At 60.8% G+C, this 21,913-nt stretch carries 14 protein-coding genes; 5 read left to right on the forward strand and 9 right to left on the reverse strand.

Annotated elements, in window-relative coordinates; all coding sequences use genetic code 11:
- Positions 1-181: 181 nt before the first annotated feature.
- The 5 genes from B8783_RS16580 to B8783_RS16600 all read right to left on the reverse strand — a co-directional run bounded on the left by B8783_RS16580 (position 182) and on the right by B8783_RS16600 (position 8,519).
- Complete coding sequence (locus B8783_RS16580; protein WP_084421238.1) at positions 182-1,615, reverse strand: aldehyde dehydrogenase family protein; 1,434 nt, start codon at positions 1,613-1,615, stop codon at positions 182-184.
- Positions 1,616-1,720: 105 nt separating this feature from the next.
- Entirely contained in the window at positions 1,721-2,866 is a 1,146-nt protein-coding gene (locus tag B8783_RS16585) for a DUF2891 domain-containing protein (RefSeq protein WP_084421240.1), read from the reverse strand.
- 77 nt (positions 2,867-2,943) lie between these two features.
- Entirely contained in the window at positions 2,944-3,978 is a 1,035-nt protein-coding gene (locus B8783_RS16590) for a phytase (protein WP_084421242.1), read from the reverse strand.
- Between the two features lie 80 nt (positions 3,979-4,058).
- Complete coding sequence (locus B8783_RS16595; protein WP_084421244.1) at positions 4,059-6,869, reverse strand: TonB-dependent receptor; 2,811 nt, start codon at positions 6,867-6,869, stop codon at positions 4,059-4,061.
- A 159-nt stretch (positions 6,870-7,028) separates the two neighbouring features.
- Positions 7,029-8,519, reverse strand: coding sequence for a helicase HerA-like domain-containing protein (locus B8783_RS16600; protein WP_084421246.1), 1,491 nt, complete (start codon positions 8,517-8,519; stop codon positions 7,029-7,031).
- A 144-nt stretch (positions 8,520-8,663) separates the two neighbouring features.
- Between B8783_RS16600 and B8783_RS16605 the strand changes: the two genes are divergently transcribed.
- Both B8783_RS16605 and B8783_RS16610 read left to right on the forward strand, forming a co-directional pair.
- Positions 8,664-8,936 (forward strand): YrhK family protein, encoded by a 273-nt coding sequence (locus tag B8783_RS16605; protein WP_084421247.1) that lies wholly within the window; start codon positions 8,664-8,666, stop codon positions 8,934-8,936.
- A gap of 5 nt (positions 8,937-8,941) precedes the next feature.
- On the forward strand, positions 8,942-10,066 hold the full coding sequence (locus B8783_RS16610) for an AI-2E family transporter (RefSeq protein ID WP_084422159.1): 1,125 nt from the start codon (positions 8,942-8,944) through the stop codon (positions 10,064-10,066).
- 187 nt (positions 10,067-10,253) lie between these two features.
- Here the strand turns inward: B8783_RS16610 and B8783_RS16615 are convergent, their stop codons facing one another.
- On the reverse strand, positions 10,254-15,011 hold the full coding sequence (locus B8783_RS16615; protein ID WP_084421249.1) for an NAD-glutamate dehydrogenase: 4,758 nt from the start codon (positions 15,009-15,011) through the stop codon (positions 10,254-10,256).
- A 103-nt stretch (positions 15,012-15,114) separates the two neighbouring features.
- Positions 15,115-17,850, reverse strand: a complete 2,736-nt coding sequence (locus B8783_RS16620) for a M1 family metallopeptidase (RefSeq protein WP_084421250.1) — start codon at positions 17,848-17,850, stop codon at positions 15,115-15,117.
- Between the two features lie 118 nt (positions 17,851-17,968).
- Here B8783_RS16620 and B8783_RS16625 point away from each other — a divergent pair, with 118 nt between their 5' ends.
- From B8783_RS16625 to mtgA, 3 genes are read left to right on the forward strand one after another with little or no spacing between them, the layout of a single operon-like run.
- A complete protein-coding gene (locus tag B8783_RS16625; RefSeq protein WP_084421251.1) occupies positions 17,969-18,643 on the forward strand; it encodes a glutathione S-transferase family protein in 675 nt (224 codons plus the stop codon).
- Positions 18,644-19,774 (forward strand): tRNA epoxyqueuosine(34) reductase QueG, encoded by a 1,131-nt coding sequence (gene queG / locus B8783_RS16630; protein ID WP_084421252.1) that lies wholly within the window; start codon positions 18,644-18,646, stop codon positions 19,772-19,774.
- Positions 19,753-20,493, forward strand: coding sequence for a monofunctional biosynthetic peptidoglycan transglycosylase (gene mtgA, locus B8783_RS16635; RefSeq protein WP_139792404.1), 741 nt, complete (start codon positions 19,753-19,755; stop codon positions 20,491-20,493). Before queG ends, mtgA begins: the two co-directional genes overlap by 22 nt.
- On the opposite strand, the gene B8783_RS16640 is transcribed toward mtgA, so the two are convergent.
- Both B8783_RS16640 and B8783_RS16645 read right to left on the reverse strand, forming a co-directional pair.
- Entirely contained in the window at positions 20,494-21,261 is a 768-nt protein-coding gene (locus B8783_RS16640) for a hypothetical protein (RefSeq protein ID WP_084421254.1), read from the reverse strand.
- Positions 21,248-21,898 carry a tetratricopeptide repeat protein gene (locus tag B8783_RS16645; RefSeq protein ID WP_084421256.1) on the reverse strand — a complete coding sequence of 217 codons (651 nt, stop codon included), beginning with the start codon at positions 21,896-21,898 and terminating at the stop codon, positions 21,248-21,250. The genes B8783_RS16640 and B8783_RS16645 overlap by 14 nt, the downstream gene beginning before the upstream one ends.
- Positions 21,899-21,913 lie beyond the last annotated feature (15 nt).

Genomic DNA, 21,913 nt, shown 5'->3' on the forward strand with positions numbered 1-21,913 from the left:
ATTATATCGGTATCAGATGAACGTCTGACAACGATGGCCTGCTCACGCTGCCATTAAACTGCTGCAATCATTGCAGGTTCATCGCGTTTGAAGTGCCTGTTTGAGCGTGACCTCAAGAAAAAAGAAGGGCGGTGAACCCGAAAGTCCACCGCCCTTCTGGAATTGGAATTTGTGTCGGTCGTTACGCGTTTGCGTCGCCGAAGACGGCTTTCACTTCGAGGAATTCCTCAAAGCCGAAGTCGCCCCACTCGCGGCCGATACCCGACTGCTTGTAGCCGCCAAATGGCGCTGTGAAGTCAGGGCCTGCGCCATTGACGTGCACATTGCCTGCGCGGATCTGGTTGGCGACCTCGCGGGCGTGACCGGCATCGCCGGACTGCACGTAGGAGGACAGGCCATAGACCGTGTCATTTGCGATGCGGATGGCATCTTCTTCGGTGTCGTATGGCAGGATGCAAAGCACAGGGCCGAAGATTTCCTCGCGGGCGATCGTCATGTCATTGGTGACATTGGCGAACACGGTTGGCTTGGTGAAGTAGCCCTTGTTGAAGCCTTCTGGACGGCCTGTGCCGCCAGCGACGAGGGTTGCGCCCTCATCGATACCCTTCTGGATAAGGTCCTGGACCTTGTTCCACTGATTGCCGTTGGAGATCGGGCCCATGGCGCCTTTCGGGGCGTCTGAACCGGCGCCGACCTTGACGGATTCGGCGGTCGCCTTGGCAATCGCAATCGCTTCTTCCTGCTGGTCGCGCTGGACGAGCATGCGGGAAGGCGCGTTACAGGACTGGCCGGTATTGGTCATCATCTGCATGACGCCGCCGCCGACTGCCTTTTTCAGGTCTGCATCCGGCAGGACGATGTTTGGGGACTTGCCGCCAAGCTCGAGCGCGACGCGCTTGACCGTCGGGGCTGCTGCCTGGCTGACGAGAACGCCTGCGCGGGTCGAGCCGGTGAAGCTCATCATGTCGATGCCTGGGTGGCCTGACATGTAGGCGCCGACACCCGGGCCGTCACCATTGACGAGGTTGAAGACGCCAGGTGGGACACCTGCATCATGCATGATCTCGGCGACGATCATCGCGTCGAGCGGTGCGATTTCGGATGGCTTGAGAACCATGGTGCAACCGGCGGCAATGGCTGGGGCCACTTTACAGGCGATCTGGTTTTGCGGCCAGTTCCATGGGGTGATGAAACCGCAGACGCCGATCGGCTCCTTACGGATGCGCGTGTCGCCGCGCTGCTCTTCAAACTTGTACTCGCGAAGGATTTTCGCGGCGGTCATGTAGTGACCCATGCCAGCCGGGACTTGTGCCGCATTGGCAAGCCACATTGGGGCGCCCATCTCGTCGGAAATGGCTTTGGCCATATCGCTTGCACGGGCCTGAATGCCAGCGGCGATCTTCTCAAGCAGCTCGGCGCGGTATTCGACCGATGTCTGCGAGAAAGAGGCAAACGCGTCCTGCGCGGCCTTTACGGCCTTGTCCACGTCGGCATGGGAGCCGAGCGAAATGCGTGCAAACGGCTCTTCTGTGGCCGGGTTCTCAACCTCGAGCGTGCGTGGCTCGACCGGGTCAACCCACTCGCCATTGATATAAAATTTGAGATAGTCCTGCATGTCGTCCTCCGTATGCACTGTCTTGTCTGCTGTTATCTAGGAGGCTGGGGCGGCAAATGAAAGCTCTAACCCCCCGTCAGCCCTGAATGAAATTGCGTCCACGTGTTAGCCAGGCTGGCCTGCGCCTGTCAGGCCGCGGCGGGTTTGCAAATAGGTGGCAAAGCTCGCCAGCCAGTGACTGCCGGAATAGTGCTCGTCGGAAACGGCTGCGATGCCGGCCTCGCGGTGGATCTCTGCGGCGGCAAGCAGGCCGGCGCGACGCGGGTCATCTACTGGCAGGCCAGCGGCGATGCCTTCGAGTGCCCAGGCGCGTGAGAGGTTTACGCCGTCGAGGTGGACGAGCTTGCCATCGCGTGCATCGAGCACAATGCCGGGAGCAAGCCAGTCGGCGCTGCCATCTTCGGGTAGCCCCGGCAGAAAGGCGCTGAGCCAGACTGAAAAGGCGTCTGGTTCAAGGATGCGGCGCATCAGGTCTGCTTCCATCAGGCAGGGCGACAGGAAGTCTTCGCCCGACGGCTCATAGCCGATGGGGCAATTGGTATCTTCAAGGTGAAAGGCGAGGGACTTCTCGGTCAGCGCCGCTTCGAGATCGGTATTTCCGACGGTGCGGGCGTAATCCAGCATCAGGCCAAAGGCGAAGGCCGACTGGTTGTGTGTGCCGAGCCGGATTGGGTAGGAGAGCCTGGGCAGCCAGTCCATCGTGTTCGAAACGATCTCGTCTTCCAGCGGACGAAGCGACTCGCGCCATGCGGAAAGCTGCGCGTCATCGCTTTCTTCGAGTTCGGCGACGAGTTGCAGATACCAGGCGATGCCATAGGGGCGCTCAAACGCGGCGCGGTCCTCGCCCTGATAATAGGCGAGTTCTCCAGCGAGATTTTCTTCGGTGAAGCTTTGCGCCAATGCGGCGCGGATTTCATCACGGAGGGTGCTGTCCGGCGCGGTGGTCAGGATGCGGGTCAGCAGCCAGTGGCCATGGACCGAGGAGTGCCAGTCGAAACAGCCATAGAAGGCGGGGGTCAGCTCACGTGGGGTGCGGGCATCTTCGTCTGACTGCAGGACGTGACTGATCTTGTTGGGATATTCGCGGTGGACGCAGTCAAGCGCGAGACGGGCGAAGCGGTCTGTCAGGGAGAGGGCGGCTGTCGGGGCGTCGGTCTCGCTCACCGGCTCGGCCTGCTGTTCAGCATGCGCACTGGCTGGCAGGACGCAGAAGACTGCGACGCAGGCAGCCAGGAATTGGGTCTTGAGCATGTCACGGGGCCTCGCCGATTGAACTGGTCCCGAGGCTAGAATGGTGCTGGAGCGAGGGCAAGGCGGCCTCGCCCTGGTTACGGCTCGAGGCCCAGCGCCGCTTCCACCGCGGCCCAGTCGATGACCTTGAAGTTCTGGTCGATCTCCGAGACCGGGTTGGCATCGTCCTGCACGATCATCACGCCGCGCGGAAAGCCCGGAAGGGCGGCAGAGGAGACATCCAGGCCGTCGGTATGGCTGACGGCGTCAACGCTGCCGTCTTCGCTTTCGGTGATGGTGATGACGCCGCGCGGCGCGTGCGGCGCGGCGCGGTCATAGATGACATAGCGGTCGGCGGCCTGGGCGGAGGCGACAAGGTAACCCGACGTGCCTTCGCCGACCCAGAGCGACAGGCCTTCGACATCGGCGACGAGCCCATTTCCGGCAGCAATCGTGTCGACGATTTCCGGCATGCTGTCAGGATCGCGCAGGTCGAGCCGCCAGATGCCGTGCTCTTCCTCGCCGACGAAGACGAGGCCAGCGGCATCATCGACGACGCAGCCTTCGAGTTGCTTCGGGCCGAACTGGCCGACCTGGACGGAGCGGCTAAGCTCAGCCGTCTCGCCGCGAAGCGTCCAGATCTGGATCAGGCCATCCTTGTAGGTCGGGATGACGATCGGATTGTCGTCGAGCGTTCCCATGCAGATGCCATAGGGCTCGTCCTTGCCGGTCGGCACATCGCGCAGGTGCGTGACGGTGCCGGTGTCCGGATCGATCGTGAAGAGGCTCGTTGCGTTGAATTCGTCATTCGAGGCAGCGGCGAGGTTGCCGCGCACATCGACATTGTTGAGGCGGCCGACATCGAGGAACTGGGTCTCCTTGCCGGAGAGATCGTAGACGTGCAGGCCCTCATCCTTGTTGGTGCCGAGGATCAGGCTTTTCGAAGCATCTTGCGGATTAATCCAGATCGCCGGATCGTCGGCGCGGTCACCCGTGCCGATCATGGGGTCGGTTTCGAAGCTGGCGGCGATGGGTGTGGCAACAATGCCGTCATCGACCCAGACGTCATTGGTTTCGCAAGCGGTGAGGGCGAGCACGGAAGCGGCGGCAAGCGCCAGAGCGGAAAATCTCATTGGGGAATATCCTGTCGAAGGGTCATGCGGGCCGGATACGCTGATCGTACCGGCCCGCGCAATGGATGTTTTAGGCCTGCCTAGTAGGTCAGGCGCGCGCCGAAGACGACGGTTGTGCCGAACTCGTCATATTGCGAAAGGCGGCGCTCATCGCCGAAATAGTAGTATTCCGGCTCATCGGTGAGGTTCTTGCCTTCCAGATAGATCTGCATGTTGTCGTTGATCTTGTATTTGGCAGACGCCTCGACAAGGGTCCGGTCATTCGTCATGCGGTCGAGGTTGGGGGCGACCAGCTCGTCGAGATAGTCGCCGCGATAATTGGCCGAGACGCGCAAATCCCACGGGCCCTTGTCGTATCCGATCGCGATATTCCAGATCGTGTCCGACTGTTTCAGGAAGGGGACATCGCGCCCGTCCGGAAGCGTTGCTTCGCTGTCGGTGATCGTCAGATTGCCCGAGAGAAGGAAGCCATCAAGGGCAGACGTCAGGTCACCGAGGCTCTGAACATAGTTGAACTCGATACCCATGATCTTGCTCGATCCGACATTGATGAAGGTCGAGATTTCCTCGATCTCGCCGCCATCGGTGTCATCGCCGTTCAGGAATTCTGCCGGGATGCCGGAGAGATCGACACTGCCCGGAACGTCCGCGATGTCGAAGGTCGCCGGGAAGATCGCGTTCGAGATGTCCTTGTAGAATACGCCTGCCGAAATCACCGAAAGCTTGGTTGGGTAGAACTCGATGCCGAGATCGAAATTGTTGGCTTCGAGCGGATCGAGACCCGGATTGCCGATCTCGGCTTCGTCGCGGTCATCATTGATGAAGATGAAGGGCGCCATCTCACCGAAGGCCGGGCGGACAACGGCGGCGTAATAGGCAGCGCGCCCGATCAGCTTGTCGGTGAATTCATATTTCGCGTTCACGCTTGGCAAGACGTTTGTGTAGTCATTGCTGAACTTCGTCGGCGTGGCGGTGAGCTCATCCTCGAGGACGACGCGGCCTTCAAGGTTGACATCGGTCTGTTCGAAGCGGACGCCAGCGACGAGCGTCAGACGGCCGATATCGAACGTGCCCATGCCGTAGCCGGCAAGGATTTTCTCGTCGATCTTGTAGTCTTCGCCATTGGAGTCGAAGAAGCTGCCTTCTTCGTCCAGGTCGCCAGGGCCGAAGGTGCCGCGCAGTTGACGGGTCAGGCCCGGATCTGGCCAGGTCGGTTGTGGGTTGCCGAGACGCCAGCCCGAAATGAAGCTGTCGCGGGCATAGTCAGCGAGATTGATCGAATCATCCTCGTAGATCAGCAGATTGACGTCGCGGGTCTTTTCGCGGTCGCGATATTTGAGGCCCGCCTTCCAGGTCACCGGTGTGTTGCCGACTAGGCTATCTTTCGAGACGTTGAATTTTCCGGTCCATTCAGTGTCTTCGTTGACCGTAAATTCCTGCTCGAAGGCATCGAGATCGTAGTTTGCCGGATCGTAGACCGCGTCGAGAAGGGCGCCGCCGGAGAAGACCGGCTTTTTCGGATTGGAATAGTCGAAGGTGACATCTTCCGGGAAGGCCTTCTGGATCTTCTTGAACCGGAAGGTCACGTCGTGATTGTCGCTGTCGTCTTCCTCGGCATAGGCATAGGAGACTTCATAGTCGGTCTGCCAGTCGCCCCATTGGGTTTCACCGCCAAGCGCAATCGTCTGGATTTTCCGGACCTCGCGGCGAGCCCGCACTTCGGCGTCAACTTCATTGAGGCCAAAGACGGCGTTCGTCTCATTGATCGTGCCGTCCTCGGCATCGTCCAGATCGCGAAACTCGAACTTGTTGCGAACCTCGTCGTCTTCATAATTGTTGAAGAGCGTGCGCAGATAGAGATCGGTATTCTCGCTTGCCCGCCAGTCAAAATTGGCGACGAGACCGATACGTTCGCGGTTGATACCGTACCAGCGCTGTTCGTAGTCATCATTCGGAAAGTAAAATGGCGAGACGTCTTCATCGAGACCCCATTCGCCCATTTCATTATTGTGCGACTCGATGCGCAGGTCCTGATAGTTGACCGAAAGCGCGACGCCGAACGTGTCGTTGAACGTGTTGGAATAGGTGAGTGTCGCCTTCGGGGAGACCTCTTCGGAGATTTCGTTCCAGGCGCCTTCAAGCTTGGCCCGGATGAAGCGGCCGTCGCGGTCGAAGGCGGAGATAGTTTTCAGATTGATCACGCCGCCGAGGGAATCCGCATCGACATCCGGGGTGAGCGACTTCTGGACTTCGATGCCATCAAGCAGGTCTGACGGGACGCCATCGAGAAGGACGCCGCGGCGATCTTCAGGAGATGGGGTGCGCACGCCATTGATCGAGGCGGCGATGAGGTCTGTGTTGATCCCGCGGATCGAGACATAGCGCCCTTCGCCCTGGTCGGTCTCAATCGAAAGGCCGGGGACGCGAGCAAGCGAGTCAGCCACGGTGGTGTCAGGGAAGTTGCCGAGACCATCGGAGTCGATGACATTGATGATGGCGTTCGAAGCGCGCTGCTGGTTGATCGCGCCAGCCTGGGCGGCTGCGGAGCCCACGACGAGTATATTGTCGAGATAACGAACATCGCTGCCGAGCGTGAAGTCGAGCACGGTGTCAGCGCCGTCGATTGTGACAGTCTGGGAGACCGGGTCGGCGCCGATATAGGAGACCGAAACACTGTAGGTGCCGGGTGGCAGGTCTGAGAGACGATAGTCGCCATAGCGGCCGGTCGTGGCGGACCGATTGATGCCATCGACCGAGACGATTGCGCCCTGAAGCGGCGCATCGCCTGAGGCGTCTGTCACTGTGCCCTGAATGACGTCAGCTGCGGCGACATGCGCGGCACTGACACTGATAAGGCCGAGCGCGATCAGCCGTCCGATATTTGTTTGCATTGAAAAAGCACCCCTCTTGGTTGGAGAGGCCGCTAGCAGCGTTTCGTGACCGTTGGGCGACGGTTCTTTGTCAGATTGGCAAAGGTTTTTCCGCAGTTTTGTGACGGGGATTCAGGGTCACACAACTGGCGGTATGGGTGGCTGATTAAGTGATTTCTGCTAGCGCTTTCGCATCGTCCCCAGAACACCGCGCAGAATGTAGTTTATGGCGGTTCGCAGGACCTGACGACCGGCGATGGTGCCGACTTCCTCTACCATCGTCTTCGAGCGACGAGACGATTTGCGCCTCTTCGTCTTGGCCTTGGCTTCATCGCGTTCCAGTTCTTCGGCCGCTTTCGCAGCTTCCTCGGCCTTTCTCTCAAGAATTTCGTAGGCTGACTCGCGATCATTTGCCGTGTCGTAGCGGGCGCCGACCAGACTGCTGCTCATGATCGCCTCACGTTCAGTTGGCGTGATGGGGCCAAGCTGGGATGAAGGCGGGCGGATGAGTGTGCGCTGAACAATGCCGGGTGTTGATTTTTCATCAAGCGTCGAAACCAGCGCTTCGCCGGTGCCGAGCTGTGTGATCACCTCTTCGGTGTCAAACTCCGGATTTGGCCGAAAGCTTTCTGCGGCCGCGCGAACGCCTTTGCGTTCGGTCGGCGTGTAGGCGCGCAGGGCGTGCTGGATCCGGTTACCAAGCTGGGCCAGCACGCTGTCCGGCAGGTCGCGCGGGTTCTGGGTGACGAAGAAGACGCCGACGCCTTTCGAGCGGATGAGCCGCACGACCTGTTCGATCTTGGCCAGCAAGGCTTTGGGGGCGTCCTTGAAGAGAAGGTGGGCTTCATCAAAGAAGAAGACCAGCTTTGGTTTATCCGGGTCGCCCACTTCCGGCAGGCGTTCGAATAGCTCTGACAGAAGCCAGAGCAGGAAGGTGGAATAAAGCTTTGGCGAATTGATGAGCCGGGTGGCGTCGAGCACGTTGACGATGCCGCGGCCATCGCGCGTGGTCCGCATCAGGTCCATCAGGTCGAGCGCGGGCTCGCCAAAGAATTGCTCTGCGCCTTCACGGTCAAGGCTGAGCAGGCTGCGCTGGATGGAGCTGAGGGACGCGTTGGCGACATTTCCATATCGAAGTGACACTTCGGTGCGCACGTCTTTCTGGCCAAGGTGGATCAGGAGTTTCTGGAGATCTTTCAGATCGAGCAGTAGCAGGCCTTCTTCGTCTGCATATTCAAAAGCGACATTGAGGACGCCTTCCTGCGTGTCCGTCAGGTCCATCAGGCGGGCGAGGAGGGTCGGCCCCATTTCTGAAATCGTGGCGCGGACGGGATGGCCCTTATCGCCGAAGACGTCCCAGAAGGCGGTCGGCACGTCATGATAGGTGTAGTCCTCAAAGCCGATCTTGCCCGCGCGCGACATGAAGGCGTCATGGAGCTTGAAGTCGGCCGTGCCGGACTTCGCAATGCCGGAGAGGTCGCCTTTTACGTCGGCGCAGAAGACCGGGACGCCTTCATTGGAAAAGCCTTCCGCCATGATCTGCAGCGTGACCGTCTTGCCAGTGCCTGTTGCGCCGGCAACGATGCCATGGCGATTGGCCCGGCTGAGAAGCAGCGATTGTGCCTCGTTCTGGCCTTCGCCACCGCCGCCAAGGTAAATCCGGTCACCCATACTGCACTCCATTCAGTCTTGTGCGTTAAGGCTTAGCCGCAATCGACACGTGGGGCCAAGACTTGAATCGAGCCCACCGGTGGCCAAACTGCGAGGAAACACCATAGACGGCTCTAAAGACTGACAGACGCAGGAAAGAATTTCATGGCCAAAAACCATAACTGGATGAACTTCAAAACGGAGCAGCATGGGAAGGTCTATCACGGGTATCAGCGCCTTTATGACGGCATTGATGCGTCAGCAGCCATTGCCTTTATCGTAGGCTCAGCGCTATTTTTCAGTGAAGCGACAATGGTCGCTGGGACGTGGCTGTTCCTGTTCGGGTCAGTCTTTTTCGGTGTGCGGCCAGTGGTGCATCTGGTGCGCGATTTTCATATGGCCCGGCTTCCGACGCCGGGGGCAGGCGGGGACGATTGACCAAAATGACAGTGCGCTCGGGAATTGTTGGCATATGGGTCATCGCAACGGGCGTTCTGATCGCCACGCTTTATCTTGGCCGTGCGATCTTCGCGCCCTTTGCAATGGCGGTGTTTCTTTTCCTGATCATGGAAGGGTTTGCGCGGGTCATCGATGAGCGGGTGAAGTTTCTGACGCGGGACCACAGCCGGATCATCTCCATTCTGGGCGTCCTCATCGGCTTCGGACTATTTATTGGCCTGCTGGCGCGCGGCATCGGGCAATTTGGCGAGCAGGCCAGCGATTATGAGGCAAAGATCAACGGTCTCATCGGCGATGTTTATGGCACGCTGAGCATGGGGAAGGCGCCGACCCTTACCGAGATCATGTTCAATGATACGGGCCAGCGCTTTTTTGCGACGATTGCCAATGCAGCTGGGGATCTGTCGGGCGATATCGTGATCATCCTCATCTATGTGGCGTTCTTATTCCTGGCGCAGAGCGCATGGGGGCCTAAGCTCGACCGGATTTTTACCGAAGAAGAGTCCCGCTCGCAGGTTCAGGACATCGGCGATGCGGCGCGGCGGGGGATCGAGACCTATCTGTGGACCCAGACCGTCATCTCAGCGATGATTACAGGGCTGACCTATATCACGCTGATCGCGCTGGGTGTTGAAAACGCGATTTTCCTGTCAGCACTTATTTTTGTACTGAACTATATTCCAACCATAGGTTCAATTGTTGCGGCCTTCGTGCCGACGCTGTTCGCGCTTGTACAGCCGGAACTGCCAGGCTGGATCCCGGGCGGTAGTGGCCATGACAGCTATTTCTACGCAATATTTGTCTTCGTCGGCGTGAGTTTCTGGCAATTTATGATTGGCAATTTCGTCCAGCCGCGAATTATGGGCGAGACGCTGAACCTCTCTGCGCTGGTCGTCCTGCTCTCGCTGGCGATCTGGGGCGCAATCTGGGGTATACCGGGGATGTTCCTCTCGGCGCCGCTAACGGTTTTGTTGATGATCCTGTTTGCGCAATCGCCATCGACGCGCTGGATTTCCGTGTTATTATCGGCTGATGGTAATCCCGGCGGTGCGCTAGAAGCGATGGATGCGCAGGTTGAAAATGAAACTGCAGTTCGACCTGCGGACTGAACTTGGCACGTGCCACCGGACACATCATATAGATTTCCATACGACGTGTATAAACACGCTCGAACACAATCAGGCCTCCGCGTGCGTCCCCCCACCCAGCCTGCGGAATGGCCTGTAGGGCCCGTCAGACATGTCCCCGTTTGACGGGCCCGTCCCCTCTCTCATTTTTCAAGCCGTCGCGTCGTGATCATCCGCCAGGATGTGATGTGCCTGACATGAAGCTGCGCACCGCGTCGGCCGCCAGCGTGAACTGCGCGAAATTGGCCTTCGCCGAGGATAGGGCGTTGAGCTGTTTGATGAGCGCGCGGCGCTCTGCCTCGCGCGCCGAAAGCCAGTCCGAGACATCGCCAGACTGAAGGGCTTCCGCTGATGCATGGGCCTGATGACGACGTAGATCCTCGACGAGACGCCGCGTTGCGAGGCGCTCCCAATAGCTTGCATTGTCTATATCGCGCGCCGCTTCATGGCGCAGCCTGTCGAGGCGCAGGGTCTCACCCATACGTAGATAGGCGTCGAGGGCTGCCTCCGTTTTGGCGTCTGCATCCGAGGCGAGCGAGCGTAGATCCACCCCCATAGGCAGAAGTGGCATCAGCGCGGCGCGGGCGGCCAGATCGTCATTGATGCCGGCATTGGAGAGCGTGTTGACGCGCTTGCGGTATTGGGTCGCCTCAAAGCCGGAGAGGGCTTCTGCCAGACTTTTGTCCAGGGTTTCGAAGAAGGGTCTGAAACTCTCAACGGCGTCTGTGACAGGCATATCAGGGGCCCGGCGAAGGAGCGCGGCCGACACGTCTGCCGCTGCTTCGGCGCCCAGCTGGTAGAGCTCTGTCTGGGTGCTGGCGCTGACCTTATTGTCCAGCGCCTCGATCTCGGCGCGATAGTCAGCATGGCTGAGCAGGACGCGGGCGGTTTCGAATACCCGGCAGAGGGCCGCATTGGACGCGCCGGTTCGCTCGCGCAGGCGTAGCAGCATGAGCGGGCCGCCTGCATCGATCAGGCGGTTGGCGAGCACGGTGGCAATGATTTCACGGCGCAGGCGATGGACCTGCATGGCGTCTTCGAATTTGTGCAGCGGCTCAGGGAAGTAGGACTCCAGCGTTTGCAGGAACCAGGGGTCATCCGGCACATCTGAGGCGACCAGGTCATCGAAGAGTGTGATCTTGGACCAGGCCATCAGGACGGCGAGTTCCGGGCGGCTGAGCCAGACCTTGTTCTCTCCACGCTCATGCATCTGGGAGGTGTTGGGCAGGCCTTCGACTTGCCGGTCCAGACCGCCGCGATCTTCCAGATAGCACATAAGCCGTTCATTGGCCTCATGGTCACGAGCGGCGGTCGATTCCGCCAGCGTCAGTGCGCCGGTCTGGCTGTAATTGTGCGCGAGGACATGCGCGGCGACGTCATCTGTCATCTCAGCCAGCAGATGGTTGCGGCGTCCGCTCGGCAAGGACTTGCGGCGGATGGCTTCGGAACAGAGGATCTTGATGTTGACCTCATGGTCAGAGCTATCAACGCCGGCGGAGTTATCGATGGCGTCGGTGTTGATCCGGCCGCCATTGAGCGCAAATTCGATGCGTCCGGCCTGGGTCAGGCCGAGGTTTGCGCCTTCGCCAATGACTTTCGCCTTGAGGGCGCGGCCATTGACGCGGATCGCGTCATTGGCGCGGTCGCCCGCATCGCCGGGCGTCTCGTGGCTGGCTTTGACATAAGTGCCGATGCCGCCGAACCAGAGCAGCTCGCACTCAGCTTTCAGGAGCGCGTGCAGGAATTCGTCAGGTGTGGCGCTGTCGCCGGAGAGGCCCGTCATCTTCTTCATCTGGTCAGACAGCGGGATCGACTTGGCGGAGCGTTCAAAGATGCCGCCGCCCTCGGAGATGAGGCTCTCATCATAGTCAGACCATGAGGAGCGCGGCAGGTCGAACAAGCGTTTGCGTTCTTCCCAGAGGCGCTCTGTGTCGACCGGGTCCGGATCGACGAAGATGTGCAGGTGGTTGAAGGCGGCCTTTAGCTGGATCTGCTTTGACAGCAGCATGCCATTGCCGAAGACATCGCCTGACATGTCGCCGCAACCGATGACAGTGAACGGTTCGGTCTGGATGTCCTTGCCCATCTCGCGGAAGTGGCGTTTGACCGCTTCCCAGGCGCCGCGGGCCGTGATGCCCATCTTCTTGTGGTCGTAGCCGGCCGAACCGCCTGAGGCGAACGCATCGCCGAGCCAGAAGCCATGTTCGAGGCTGATCTCATTGGCGATGTCGGAGAAGGTCGCTGTGCCCTTGTCGGCGGCGACAACGAGATATGGATCATCGCCGTCCCAGACCACAGTGTCCTTGGGCTGCTGGACATTGCCGTCGATCAGGTTGCCGGTGAGATCCAGCAAGGCATTGATGAAGGTCTTATAGGCCGAAATACCAGCCTGGTTGCGCTCTTCGCGCGTCGCATTGGCCGGGATCTGTTTCGGGAAGAAACCGCCCTTGGAGCCGACGGGGACAATCACCGCATTCTTCACCTGCTGGGCCTTCACAAGGCCGAGCACTTCGGTGCGGAAATCGTCGCGCCGGTCAGACCAGCGCAGGCCGCCGCGCGCCACCGCGCCGAAGCGGCAATGCACGCCTTCGACTTCCGGGCAAGACATGAAAATCTCGCGGAAAGGCTTTGGCGCCGGCAGGTCTGAAATTTCCTGGCTGGCAATCTTGAAGCTGATGAAGGGATGCGGGCTGCCATCCGGGCGGCGCTGCCAGAAATTGGTGCGCTGGATGGCCATGATGAGGTGCGCGATGCGGCGAATGACGCGGTCTTCATCGAGCGAGGAGACCTCATTGAGGCGGGTCTCGATCTGGGTGACCATCTCTTTTGCCGCTTTCAGCCGCTCATCAAGCGAGGTGCCGGAGGTCGGGTCGAAGCGGATCGTGAACAGGTCAAGCAAAGCGCGGGTCAGCTTCGGATGGCGTTTCAGCGCCTCGATCTGCGTCGCGCGGGCCGGGTCCAGCCCTGTCTGGTGGCGGTAGCCGCAGAGCGCGCGGCAGAGCGCGGCTTCGCGCCAGGATGCGCCAGCCGAAAACACCAGGCCGTTGAAGCGGTCATTTTCCGTCAGCCCCTGCCAGATCGCAACGAAAGCGTCTTCAAAGCCGGCGCCAATTTCCTCCAGGTCGAGCGAGGCCTGATTGGCGCTACGCATCCGCAAGGAGTGAACCCAGTAAACATCCGGTCCGTTCTCGGCAGGCTTCGGATTTGGCTCGACCGGATAGCCGGTCTCGAACTCAACGAAGAGGCCCATATTCTCAAAAACGGGCACGCAATTGGACAGCGGGATGGAGCCATTGCGGGAATAGATCTTGGCGCACACGACGTCGCTGTCGTCACCGTCAGGGCGGTAGGCGCGCATGCGGATCGGATGGGCTTCATCGAGGTCCCGCATCACAAACACATCTGCGATGGCTTCCTGCGGGCTGAAGGCTTCGCGATAGGCTGCGTTGAACGCGCCGCGGAAGGCGCTGGCGCGCTCAAAATCGGCCTCGCTCATATCCGCCTGGGTGAGCGCTTCACGGAAGGCGTCATCCCAGGTCCGGGCGATGGCGGCGACATCGGCTTCAAGCGCCTTCAGGTCTGGCTCGACCTTGTCGTCTGTCAGCTCGATCAGCAGGTGAACGCGGGCCAGTGGCGACGCATCGAAACGCGGCTGGAAAGAGATGAGGCGGCCTTGATAGGCCTCGGTCAAGCGCTCGGCGATACGCACGCGGACGGTCGAATCATAGGCTTCACGTGGCGCGAAGACGAGGACGGAGACAAAGCGGTTGAACTGGTCACGGCGCACGAAAACGCGGGTGCGGGGACGCCCGACCAGCTGCAAGGCGCCCTGCATTAGCGGGATCAGCGTGTCGGCGTCGGCCTGCAGCAACTCATCGCGCGGCCAGGTTTCGAGGATATTCGACAAAGCCTTGTAATTGTGGCTGCCCTCAACGGCGTTTGCCGCTTCCAGCACGCGGGCAACGCGTTGGCGCACCAGCGGAATGGCGCGGACGCTCTGATTATAGGCTTCGGCCGTGTAGAGACCGAGAAAGCGGGTCTCGCCGGTGACGTTGCCGTCGCTGTCGAAGTGCTTGACGCCGATATAGTCACACTGCGCACGGCGGTGAACGCGGCTGCGATGGGTCGACTTGGCGACGATGATCGGGTCTGGCTCTGACAGGAAGGTGCCGATTTCGGGCGAGAGGACCAGCGGCTCTGCGCCGCTATTGAGGACGTTTGTGTCCTCGTCGCGCAGGATGCCGAGGTTTGAGCCTTCTACCATGATCGGTTCGGCCGCGAGCACCTCGCCATCGGGGCCAGTCTCGAACTCATAGTCGCGCACGCCCAGAAAGACGAAATGCTCATCCTGCAGCCAGTCGAGGAAGGCCACGGCCTCTTCGCGGGCTTCGCGCGGGCAGTGTTTTTCGTCGTTCAGGCGGTTGATCTCACGCTGCATCCGCGCCTGCATCCCTGCAAAGTCCTGCACGGCGAGGGCGACATCTGCGAGCGTGGCGTCTGCGCCCTCCTTGAACGCGCGCCCTTCGGCAGCGCTGAGGGCGGGCACATGGATCTGGATCAGCGACAGTTCGCTGCCTTCATCGGTCTCAAGGATCGGGTGAAAAAGCGCGCGGACTTCCAGGCCCATATCGGCGCAAAGGCCGAGCAGGGAATCGACGAGGAAGGGTTTGTCGCGCGTAATGGTTTCGAGAACCGACGTGCCGGTCAGCCGGTCATCGGCGCCGCGTCCGTCGCGGACACGCACCAGCGGCGCCTCGCCGGAATAATCTTGCGCAAAGCTGGCGATCGAGCGGGCCAGGGCCTCTACATCACTGTCTGACAATGTCAGCAGGTGCTCATTATGGGCCGTGTGGCGGAAGCTCGACAGGACGTCATCGAGCTGCAAATTGCCAATCGGCGCTGCGTCGCTTTTGACAGGATCGGACATGCGGGTTTCCCGAGGTAACTCTATGAGCCGCTTCTAGACCGATGGAAGATGTGCCGCAATTGCCCTCCGCACGCTGCAGGTGCGAAGGGCAAGGCTGGTATTTCTATTCTTCAGAGAGGGCTTTCTTGAGCTCTTCTGCCTTCTCATCTCGGAAAGCAGAGCAAAGATTTGCTGACTCTTCGCCCTGTGCCAGAGACCGCTCATAGCCCGGCATCAGCTTGGCTTTGGAGGTGTAGAAGGCGCGCGCAGCCTTGGTCTCATCCGGGGTGCAGAAGTTGGCGACGCCGCCCGCTGTCTGTGCCTTACGGATCTCTGGTGTGCGGGGCAGCACGGCGTCGAAATTCGCCTTGTATAGCTCCCATGCCTTTTCGCGGTTCTGGTCATTTCCGAGCGAGCTCTGCAGCACGGACCAGGCTTCCTGACCTTGCCAGTCATCGCTCTGGACCTGTTCGTAGAGGTCGGTCAGCTCGGCTTCACCAACATTGGCGGCAAGAACGGAGAGAACGATGCGGCGCTCACGCTGGTCCTGCGTGGTGCGGGCATAGTCGAGCGCAGCCTTGTAGAAGGCTTCGCCGCCAAGCTGGGCGCCATATTTTATAGCGTCCGCGAATTCAGCCGGAGGGACGGCCGATGGGTCCGGGTCTCCATCGACGCCGACAAGCGCGTTTGCCTTCTTGGCGAGCGCGCGGCGTTCTGCGCCGGACTTGCCAATCTCCAGCAGCGTCGAGGACAGCTCCTGCAGGAGAAGCGTGTCATTCTCGTCGAGCGTGTCTTTACGCGCCATCAGGGCCTTCTGGACCGGGCGGTAAGTGGCTTCGGCCCAGTCGCGCATCGGCGCGCGGTCTTCAGCAGGCAGCGCATTGTAATAGCTGCGGGCCCGATCGAGCGAGACGATGGCGACGTCCCAGTCGCTTGTCGCAGCCGCTTCAAGGGCGTCGAACACGGATGCGGCGGGCGCATCGCCAGCCCGGAAGGCGGCCGTAATGCTGTCGATGAAGGCGAGCTGCTCGGTTGGCGACAGCGTGTCGAAGGTCGAGGTCAGCGCGGCCCAATTGTCGTCAGACAGGGCAAAGCGCCAATAGCCACCCGATGTGTTCGGCATCACCCAGTCGGCGCAACCGGCGTCCAGTGGGAACTCGGTTTCCGTTTCCGTCAGCATCTGGCGGATGACCTGATCACCTGCCGGGCCGGAGACGCGCATTTCCAGCGGGACCAGCCAGGTCTGACCGTTCATATCGATGTCCGAACCGAGCGGTGCATAGCGCTGCTGGGTGACCGTGATAACGCCGGCATCATCATCGCTGCAGCTGGTCTCAACGTTGAGATAGGGAATGCCCGGCTGGAAGATGAAGGAGCGGAAGCTTTCGACGACATCCTTGTCGCCGCTGCCGTCTGCGATCGACGTCATGAAGTCATCGACATCGGCGGAGTCGTCTTCGAACCGCTTCATGTGGAGGCGGATGCCTTCGCGGAATGCGTCCTCGCCGAGATAGGATTCGAACATTGAGAGGACGTGACCGCCCTTGCGATAGGTGATGCTGTCAAAGGCGTCGTTGATGTCCGCATTGCGCTCAATCGGATTACGGATCTGGCGAGCGTTTTTCAGGCTGTCAGCGCCCATCGCGCCGATGCCGTTGCGCTGGGAGGCGCGGTCATAGCCGGTGCCGGGATAGACGCTGTTCATCGTCTTGTTGGCCATCCAGGTGGCGAAGGCCTCGTTCAGCCAGATATCGTCCCACCAGGCGGGGGTGACGAGATTGCCGAACCATTGGTGGGCAAGCTCATGCGCATGGGTGGTGAGGATGCCGCGCTTGCGTTCTTCCGTCGTGCGGTCCGAGATGAGGAGCGCGCTCTCGCGGTAGATGATCGCGCCGGCATTTTCCATCGCGCCATAGGCAAAGTCCGGCACTGCGATGATGTCGAGTTTGGCGTACGGGTAGGGGAAGTTGAAGTAGGCTTCCTGCTGGCTCACCATCGCATCGGTGATGTCCATCGCCGTTTTCAGCTGGTCGCCTTTTCCGGCTGGGGCAAAGCCTCGGAACGGGACTGATTTCGCGCGCAGCGTATTGGCCGGGAGCGGCGTGCCTTCGCGCATGTCATAGGGGCCGACGGCGAGCGCGATGAGATAGGACTGGATCGGGCGGGTCGGGGCGAAGGTGTGCTTGACCATGCCATTGTCGAGCTGGCTGGTGCCGGTCGATGGCGCATTGGCGATGACCTGATTGCCGGCAGGCGCTGTGACAGTTAGCGTCCAGGGAGTCTTGAAGCGCGGCTCGTCAAAGCCAGGGAACATGCGGCGTGCATCAATCGGCTCTTGCTGGGTGGCAAGGTATGGGCGGCCGTTCTGCGTCGCCTTGTAGAGGCCCGCGAGGCCCATATTGTAAGGCGCGGTATATTCCATCACGAGAGTGGCATTGCCATCGGGCACCGGCTCAGCGAAGTCGATCTTGGAGACGCCGCCATCGGCGAGGCCGCCCTCGAAGGTGCCTTCGATTTCAGTGCCATCATCAAGGCGAACAAAGGCGCGCTCAATCGTCTGGTCGAGCGAGTGCAGCCAGATGCGGGCGTGCGGCTGATCAAGGCGGATATCGATCTCGACCTTGCCTTCAAAAGTCGACTGTGCCGGATCGGTGATCAGATCGATTGAGTAGGCGGTCGGGATGACATCATCCGGCAGCTGGCCGGCCGGCGGGGTTTCGAGCTTTACAGGTTCATTTTCAGGCGCGGTGGCCTCAGCCTCCGGGCCAGACTTGTCGCTGTCCTTCGGGCCGCAACCGGCGAGAAGCGCAAGGCAGGCGACGCTTGCAAAGATAGACGTTTTGAACCTGTTAAGTGTCATGCGGGAGTCTCCTGAAAACTGCTATCAGGCCGCATCAAGCATGGATCAGTGCATTGCGCAAAAACCTGCTGCATGAAAGGCCGCGACGAGAAAGATCGGGTCCTGTAAGGGAGATGATATGAGACGATTGTGGCATTGGCCAATAGACCCGCGTGCGCGAACCGTGCGCCTTGCGCTTGGCGAAAAGCGCTGTCCGTTCGAAACGATCGAGGCGCTCCCCTGGGCGCCGCCGCACGACTTTGCCGAGATCGCGCCCGGCGCTGAAGCGCCCGTGCTGGTCGATACGTCAGGTGAGGCGAAGGTCAATGCGGTCGGCACGCATGCGATTATTGAATACATTGAAGAGGCTCATCCAAGCCCGCGGCTCTTGCCATTCATCGCGAATGAGCGGGCCGAAGCGCGCCGTCTCTGGCGCTGGAGCGAGGAGTCCTTTTCCGAGGTGAATGCGACCTTGCTGACAGAACGTGTGAACCAGTGGGTGCGCCGGTCAAAGACGACCGATACGACGACGCTGCGCACCGGGGTGCACGCGCTGAAAAGCAAGCTGAGCTTTCTCAACGCCTTGGCCGAAACGCGCACCTATATGGCGGGCCGGTCGCTGACGATTGCGGACCTTTCGATTGCCGCGCATCTCTCAGCCTATGACTATTTCGGCGATATGCCGTGGGATGCCGCGCCGGAGCTGAAAGACTGGTATTCGCGTATCAAGTCCCGCCCGAGTTTCCGGCCGATCCTTGCGGACAAGGTTGAGGGGACACGCCCGGCCAAGCACTATGCCGATCTTGATTTCTAGATGGCCGACGCCGCGCTTTCCCTAGAAGCCCGGCTGAAAGCGGCCGCGCGTGACCTTGGCTTTGCAGATTGCCGGATATGCCGTGCCGATGAGCCATGGGAGGCTGGCGCGCGTCTTGAAGAATTTGTCGATCATGGCCGGCATGGCGACATGGCCTGGATGGAGACGACGCTGGAGCGGCGCAGGGCGCCGACCGCGATGTGGACCGATGCGAAGTCGGCCATCATGCTGGCGATGAATTATGGCCCGGACAGTGATCCGCTGGCGCAGCTGGAACTGAAGGCCCATGGCAATATTTCGGTCTATGCGCGCGGGGCCGATTATCACGATCTGATCAAGAAGAAGCTGAAACAGCTGGCCGGGCAATTTGCGCAGCTGACGGGCGCGGATGTGAAGGTGTTTGTCGATACCGCGCCTTTGATGGAAAAGCCGTTGGCGGCAAAGGCGGGGCTCGGCTGGCAGGGCAAGCATACGAATCTTGTCAGCCGCGAGCATGGTAGCTGGCTGTTTCTGGGCGCGATCCTCACTGCGGCTGAGCTGGAGCCAGACGCGGCGGAGACCGACCATTGCGGCTCTTGCCGGGCCTGTCTCGACATCTGCCCGACGAATGCGTTTCCGGCGGCCTATCAGCTCGATGCACGCCGCTGCATTTCCTATCTCACCATTGAGCATGCCGGGCCGATCCCGGCAGAGTTTCGAACGCCTATCGGCAACCGGATCTATGGCTGTGATGATTGCCTCGCCATCTGCCCTTGGAACAAGTTCGCGCAGACGGCTGGCGAGCAGAAGCTCTGGGCGCGGGCGGAGTTGAAGCTGCCGGAACTGGAAGACCTGGCGGCGCTGGATGATGCGGCGTTTCGGGAGGTTTTTGCCGGATCGCCGGTCAAGCGGTCTGGACGAACGCGGATTTTGCGCAATGTTCTGGTGGCGATCGGCAATAGCGGCGATACCGGTCTCGTCGCATCATCGGTGCTGCCGCATCTGGATGATGAGGCCGCCATGGTGCGGGGCGCAGCGGTCTGGGCCTTGTGGCGGCTCGACCCCAAGCGGTTCGAAGCTGAAAAAGCAAAACGCCTGCCCGATGAGCAGGATGAAGAGGTGGGGGCTGAATGGACACTGACGCCGAAGTGAAGGGTGAGCGCGGCGGGCCGAAACGCCGGGGCGTAGGGTCGATCATCCTTCTTGTGGTGAAGGTGTTGGCGGCCGTCTTCGTGCTGGCGAACGTCTATGCGCTGGCGCTGAAATGGGTGCCTGTGCCGGGCACGATCCTGATGGCGCAGCGTGCGATTGAGGGCGAACATGTACGCCGCGTGATTGTGCCGCTGGAAGAGATTTCGCCCCACCTCGTCACAGCCGTGATCGCCGCTGAAGACACCCGCTTCTGCGAGCATGATGGTATCGATTTTGAGGCGCTGAACAAAGCGATCAAGGAAAACCGGGAGGGCGGTCGCCAGCGCGGCGCTTCCACCATTACCCAGCAAATCGCCAAGAACACCTTCTTCTGGAATGGCGGCGGCTATGTCCGCAAGGCGGGCGAAGCGTGGTTCGCACTGTTCATTGATGGCATGTGGGGCAAGCGCCGGGTGATGGAGCAATACTTAAATACGGTTGAATGGGGCGACGGCATCTTTGGCGCTGAAGCGGCGGCACGCGTGCGGTTTGGCAAGAATGCGAGCGATCTCACCCCGCGCGAGGCGGCCTTGCTGGCGGCGGTGCTGCCAAACCCGAACAAATGGCGGCTTGACCCGCCGGGGGACTATGTCTCGCGCCGCGCCAGCATGCTGCAGGGGCGTATGCGCGTTGTGGCCAGTGACGGCCTCGATGACTGCGTGCTCTCGCCCGGCGGCTGATTAGGGGCAGGACTTGTTGGTGCTGTTTGCGCTCAGCGCGCCCACGGCCGCATGGACGCCCTGGCGCAGATAGGAATGCTCCTCGGTGAACACGTCATTGATCACGCCGCGTTTCGGCGGGCAGTCTTCCGCCATCAGTCGGCGGAGCTTTTCATCGACTTGCTTGATCTCGAAATCGGCCAGTGCCTTCGGTGACATGGTCGGCTCTTCTGCGAAGGCGGGCCGCACCGGCGCTTCAATGGCGTCCGGAGCATCGTCGTCGCACCAGGCCGGGCGGGTCTGGCCCATGCGGTTGCACTGGAAGGCGCGCAGCGCGGCTGTCGCCTGCGTCTCCGGATCACTGCCTGGACCGGGAAGCGTCAGTTCAGGATAGCGCTCCTCCTCAGCCGCCACGACACCTGCATCGGCGGTCTCTCCCGGTGCCGCGATGATGGGCGAGCGTAGAGGCGTATCGCTCGCCTCGGTCGGCGGAGCCGGTGGCTCAACTTCTGAGCGCGGTTGCTGCGGTTCAGGCGGGTCTGGATCAGGTTCGGGGGGTGAGGGCTCTGGTTCAGGGGGCTCTGGCTCGGGCTCTCGTTCCGGTGGTGCTTCAACCAGCGTCACCGGGATTACCTCTGCCGGTTCCGGCTCCCGAAAGGAGCTCGTCCCGAGGCTCCTCGTGGCGAGCCAGACCGCTGTGCCATTGATCAGAAAAGATGCCGCCAGGATGACCAGCCGGCGACGCGGACCACGTCCGACGAGGAGAGAGAGGCCCCTACTTGCCTGCAAGCCTTTTTGCCTCGCGTACATCCCCGCGCAGGACCAGCGTGTCGAGGTTTTTGCGGTCCAACAGAAGCGCCTTGTTAACGTCGAGCTCTGCCTTGTCGAGTTGATCGAGATTGAGATGGGCGCGGGCGCGCATCTGCAGGGCATCGATGGAATTAGGCGATTTCGTCAGGGCCATGTCGAGATCAGCGAGGGCCTCTTCCCACTGTTCGAGACCGAGATAAGCCGCCGCGCGGTCTGCGCGGATACCGGCATCTTCAGGCGCGAGCTTTAGCGCGTTGGTCAGCGTGACGACGGCGGCATCCAGATACCCTGCGGCGAGCCAGGCATTGCCGGACTGGGCAAGATAGATGGCGCGGTCCTGAAGGCTGCCAGAATTTTCAGCATTGGCGAGCTCTTCGAGGCCAGCTGCGGCCTCGCGGTAATTTCCAAGGCCGATAAGCGCCATGGCCTGACAATAACGGGCAGCCGGACGTGCGCCTTCACCAAGCCAGCGGAGGCTGTCCTCATAGGCGGTTTCCGCATCCGTCTCGGCGAGCGAGATGCAGGCATTGAGACGGGCCTGTTCGCCGCGGGCGATGTCTGCCACGCTGGTTTGACCAAGCGTGACGGCCGCGAAGGCCATTGCGATGAGGCTCATTGCTTGAAATATCCC

It is taken from the genome of Henriciella litoralis (assembly GCF_002088935.1).
Classification (GTDB): Bacteria; Pseudomonadota; Alphaproteobacteria; order Caulobacterales; family Hyphomonadaceae; genus Henriciella; species Henriciella litoralis.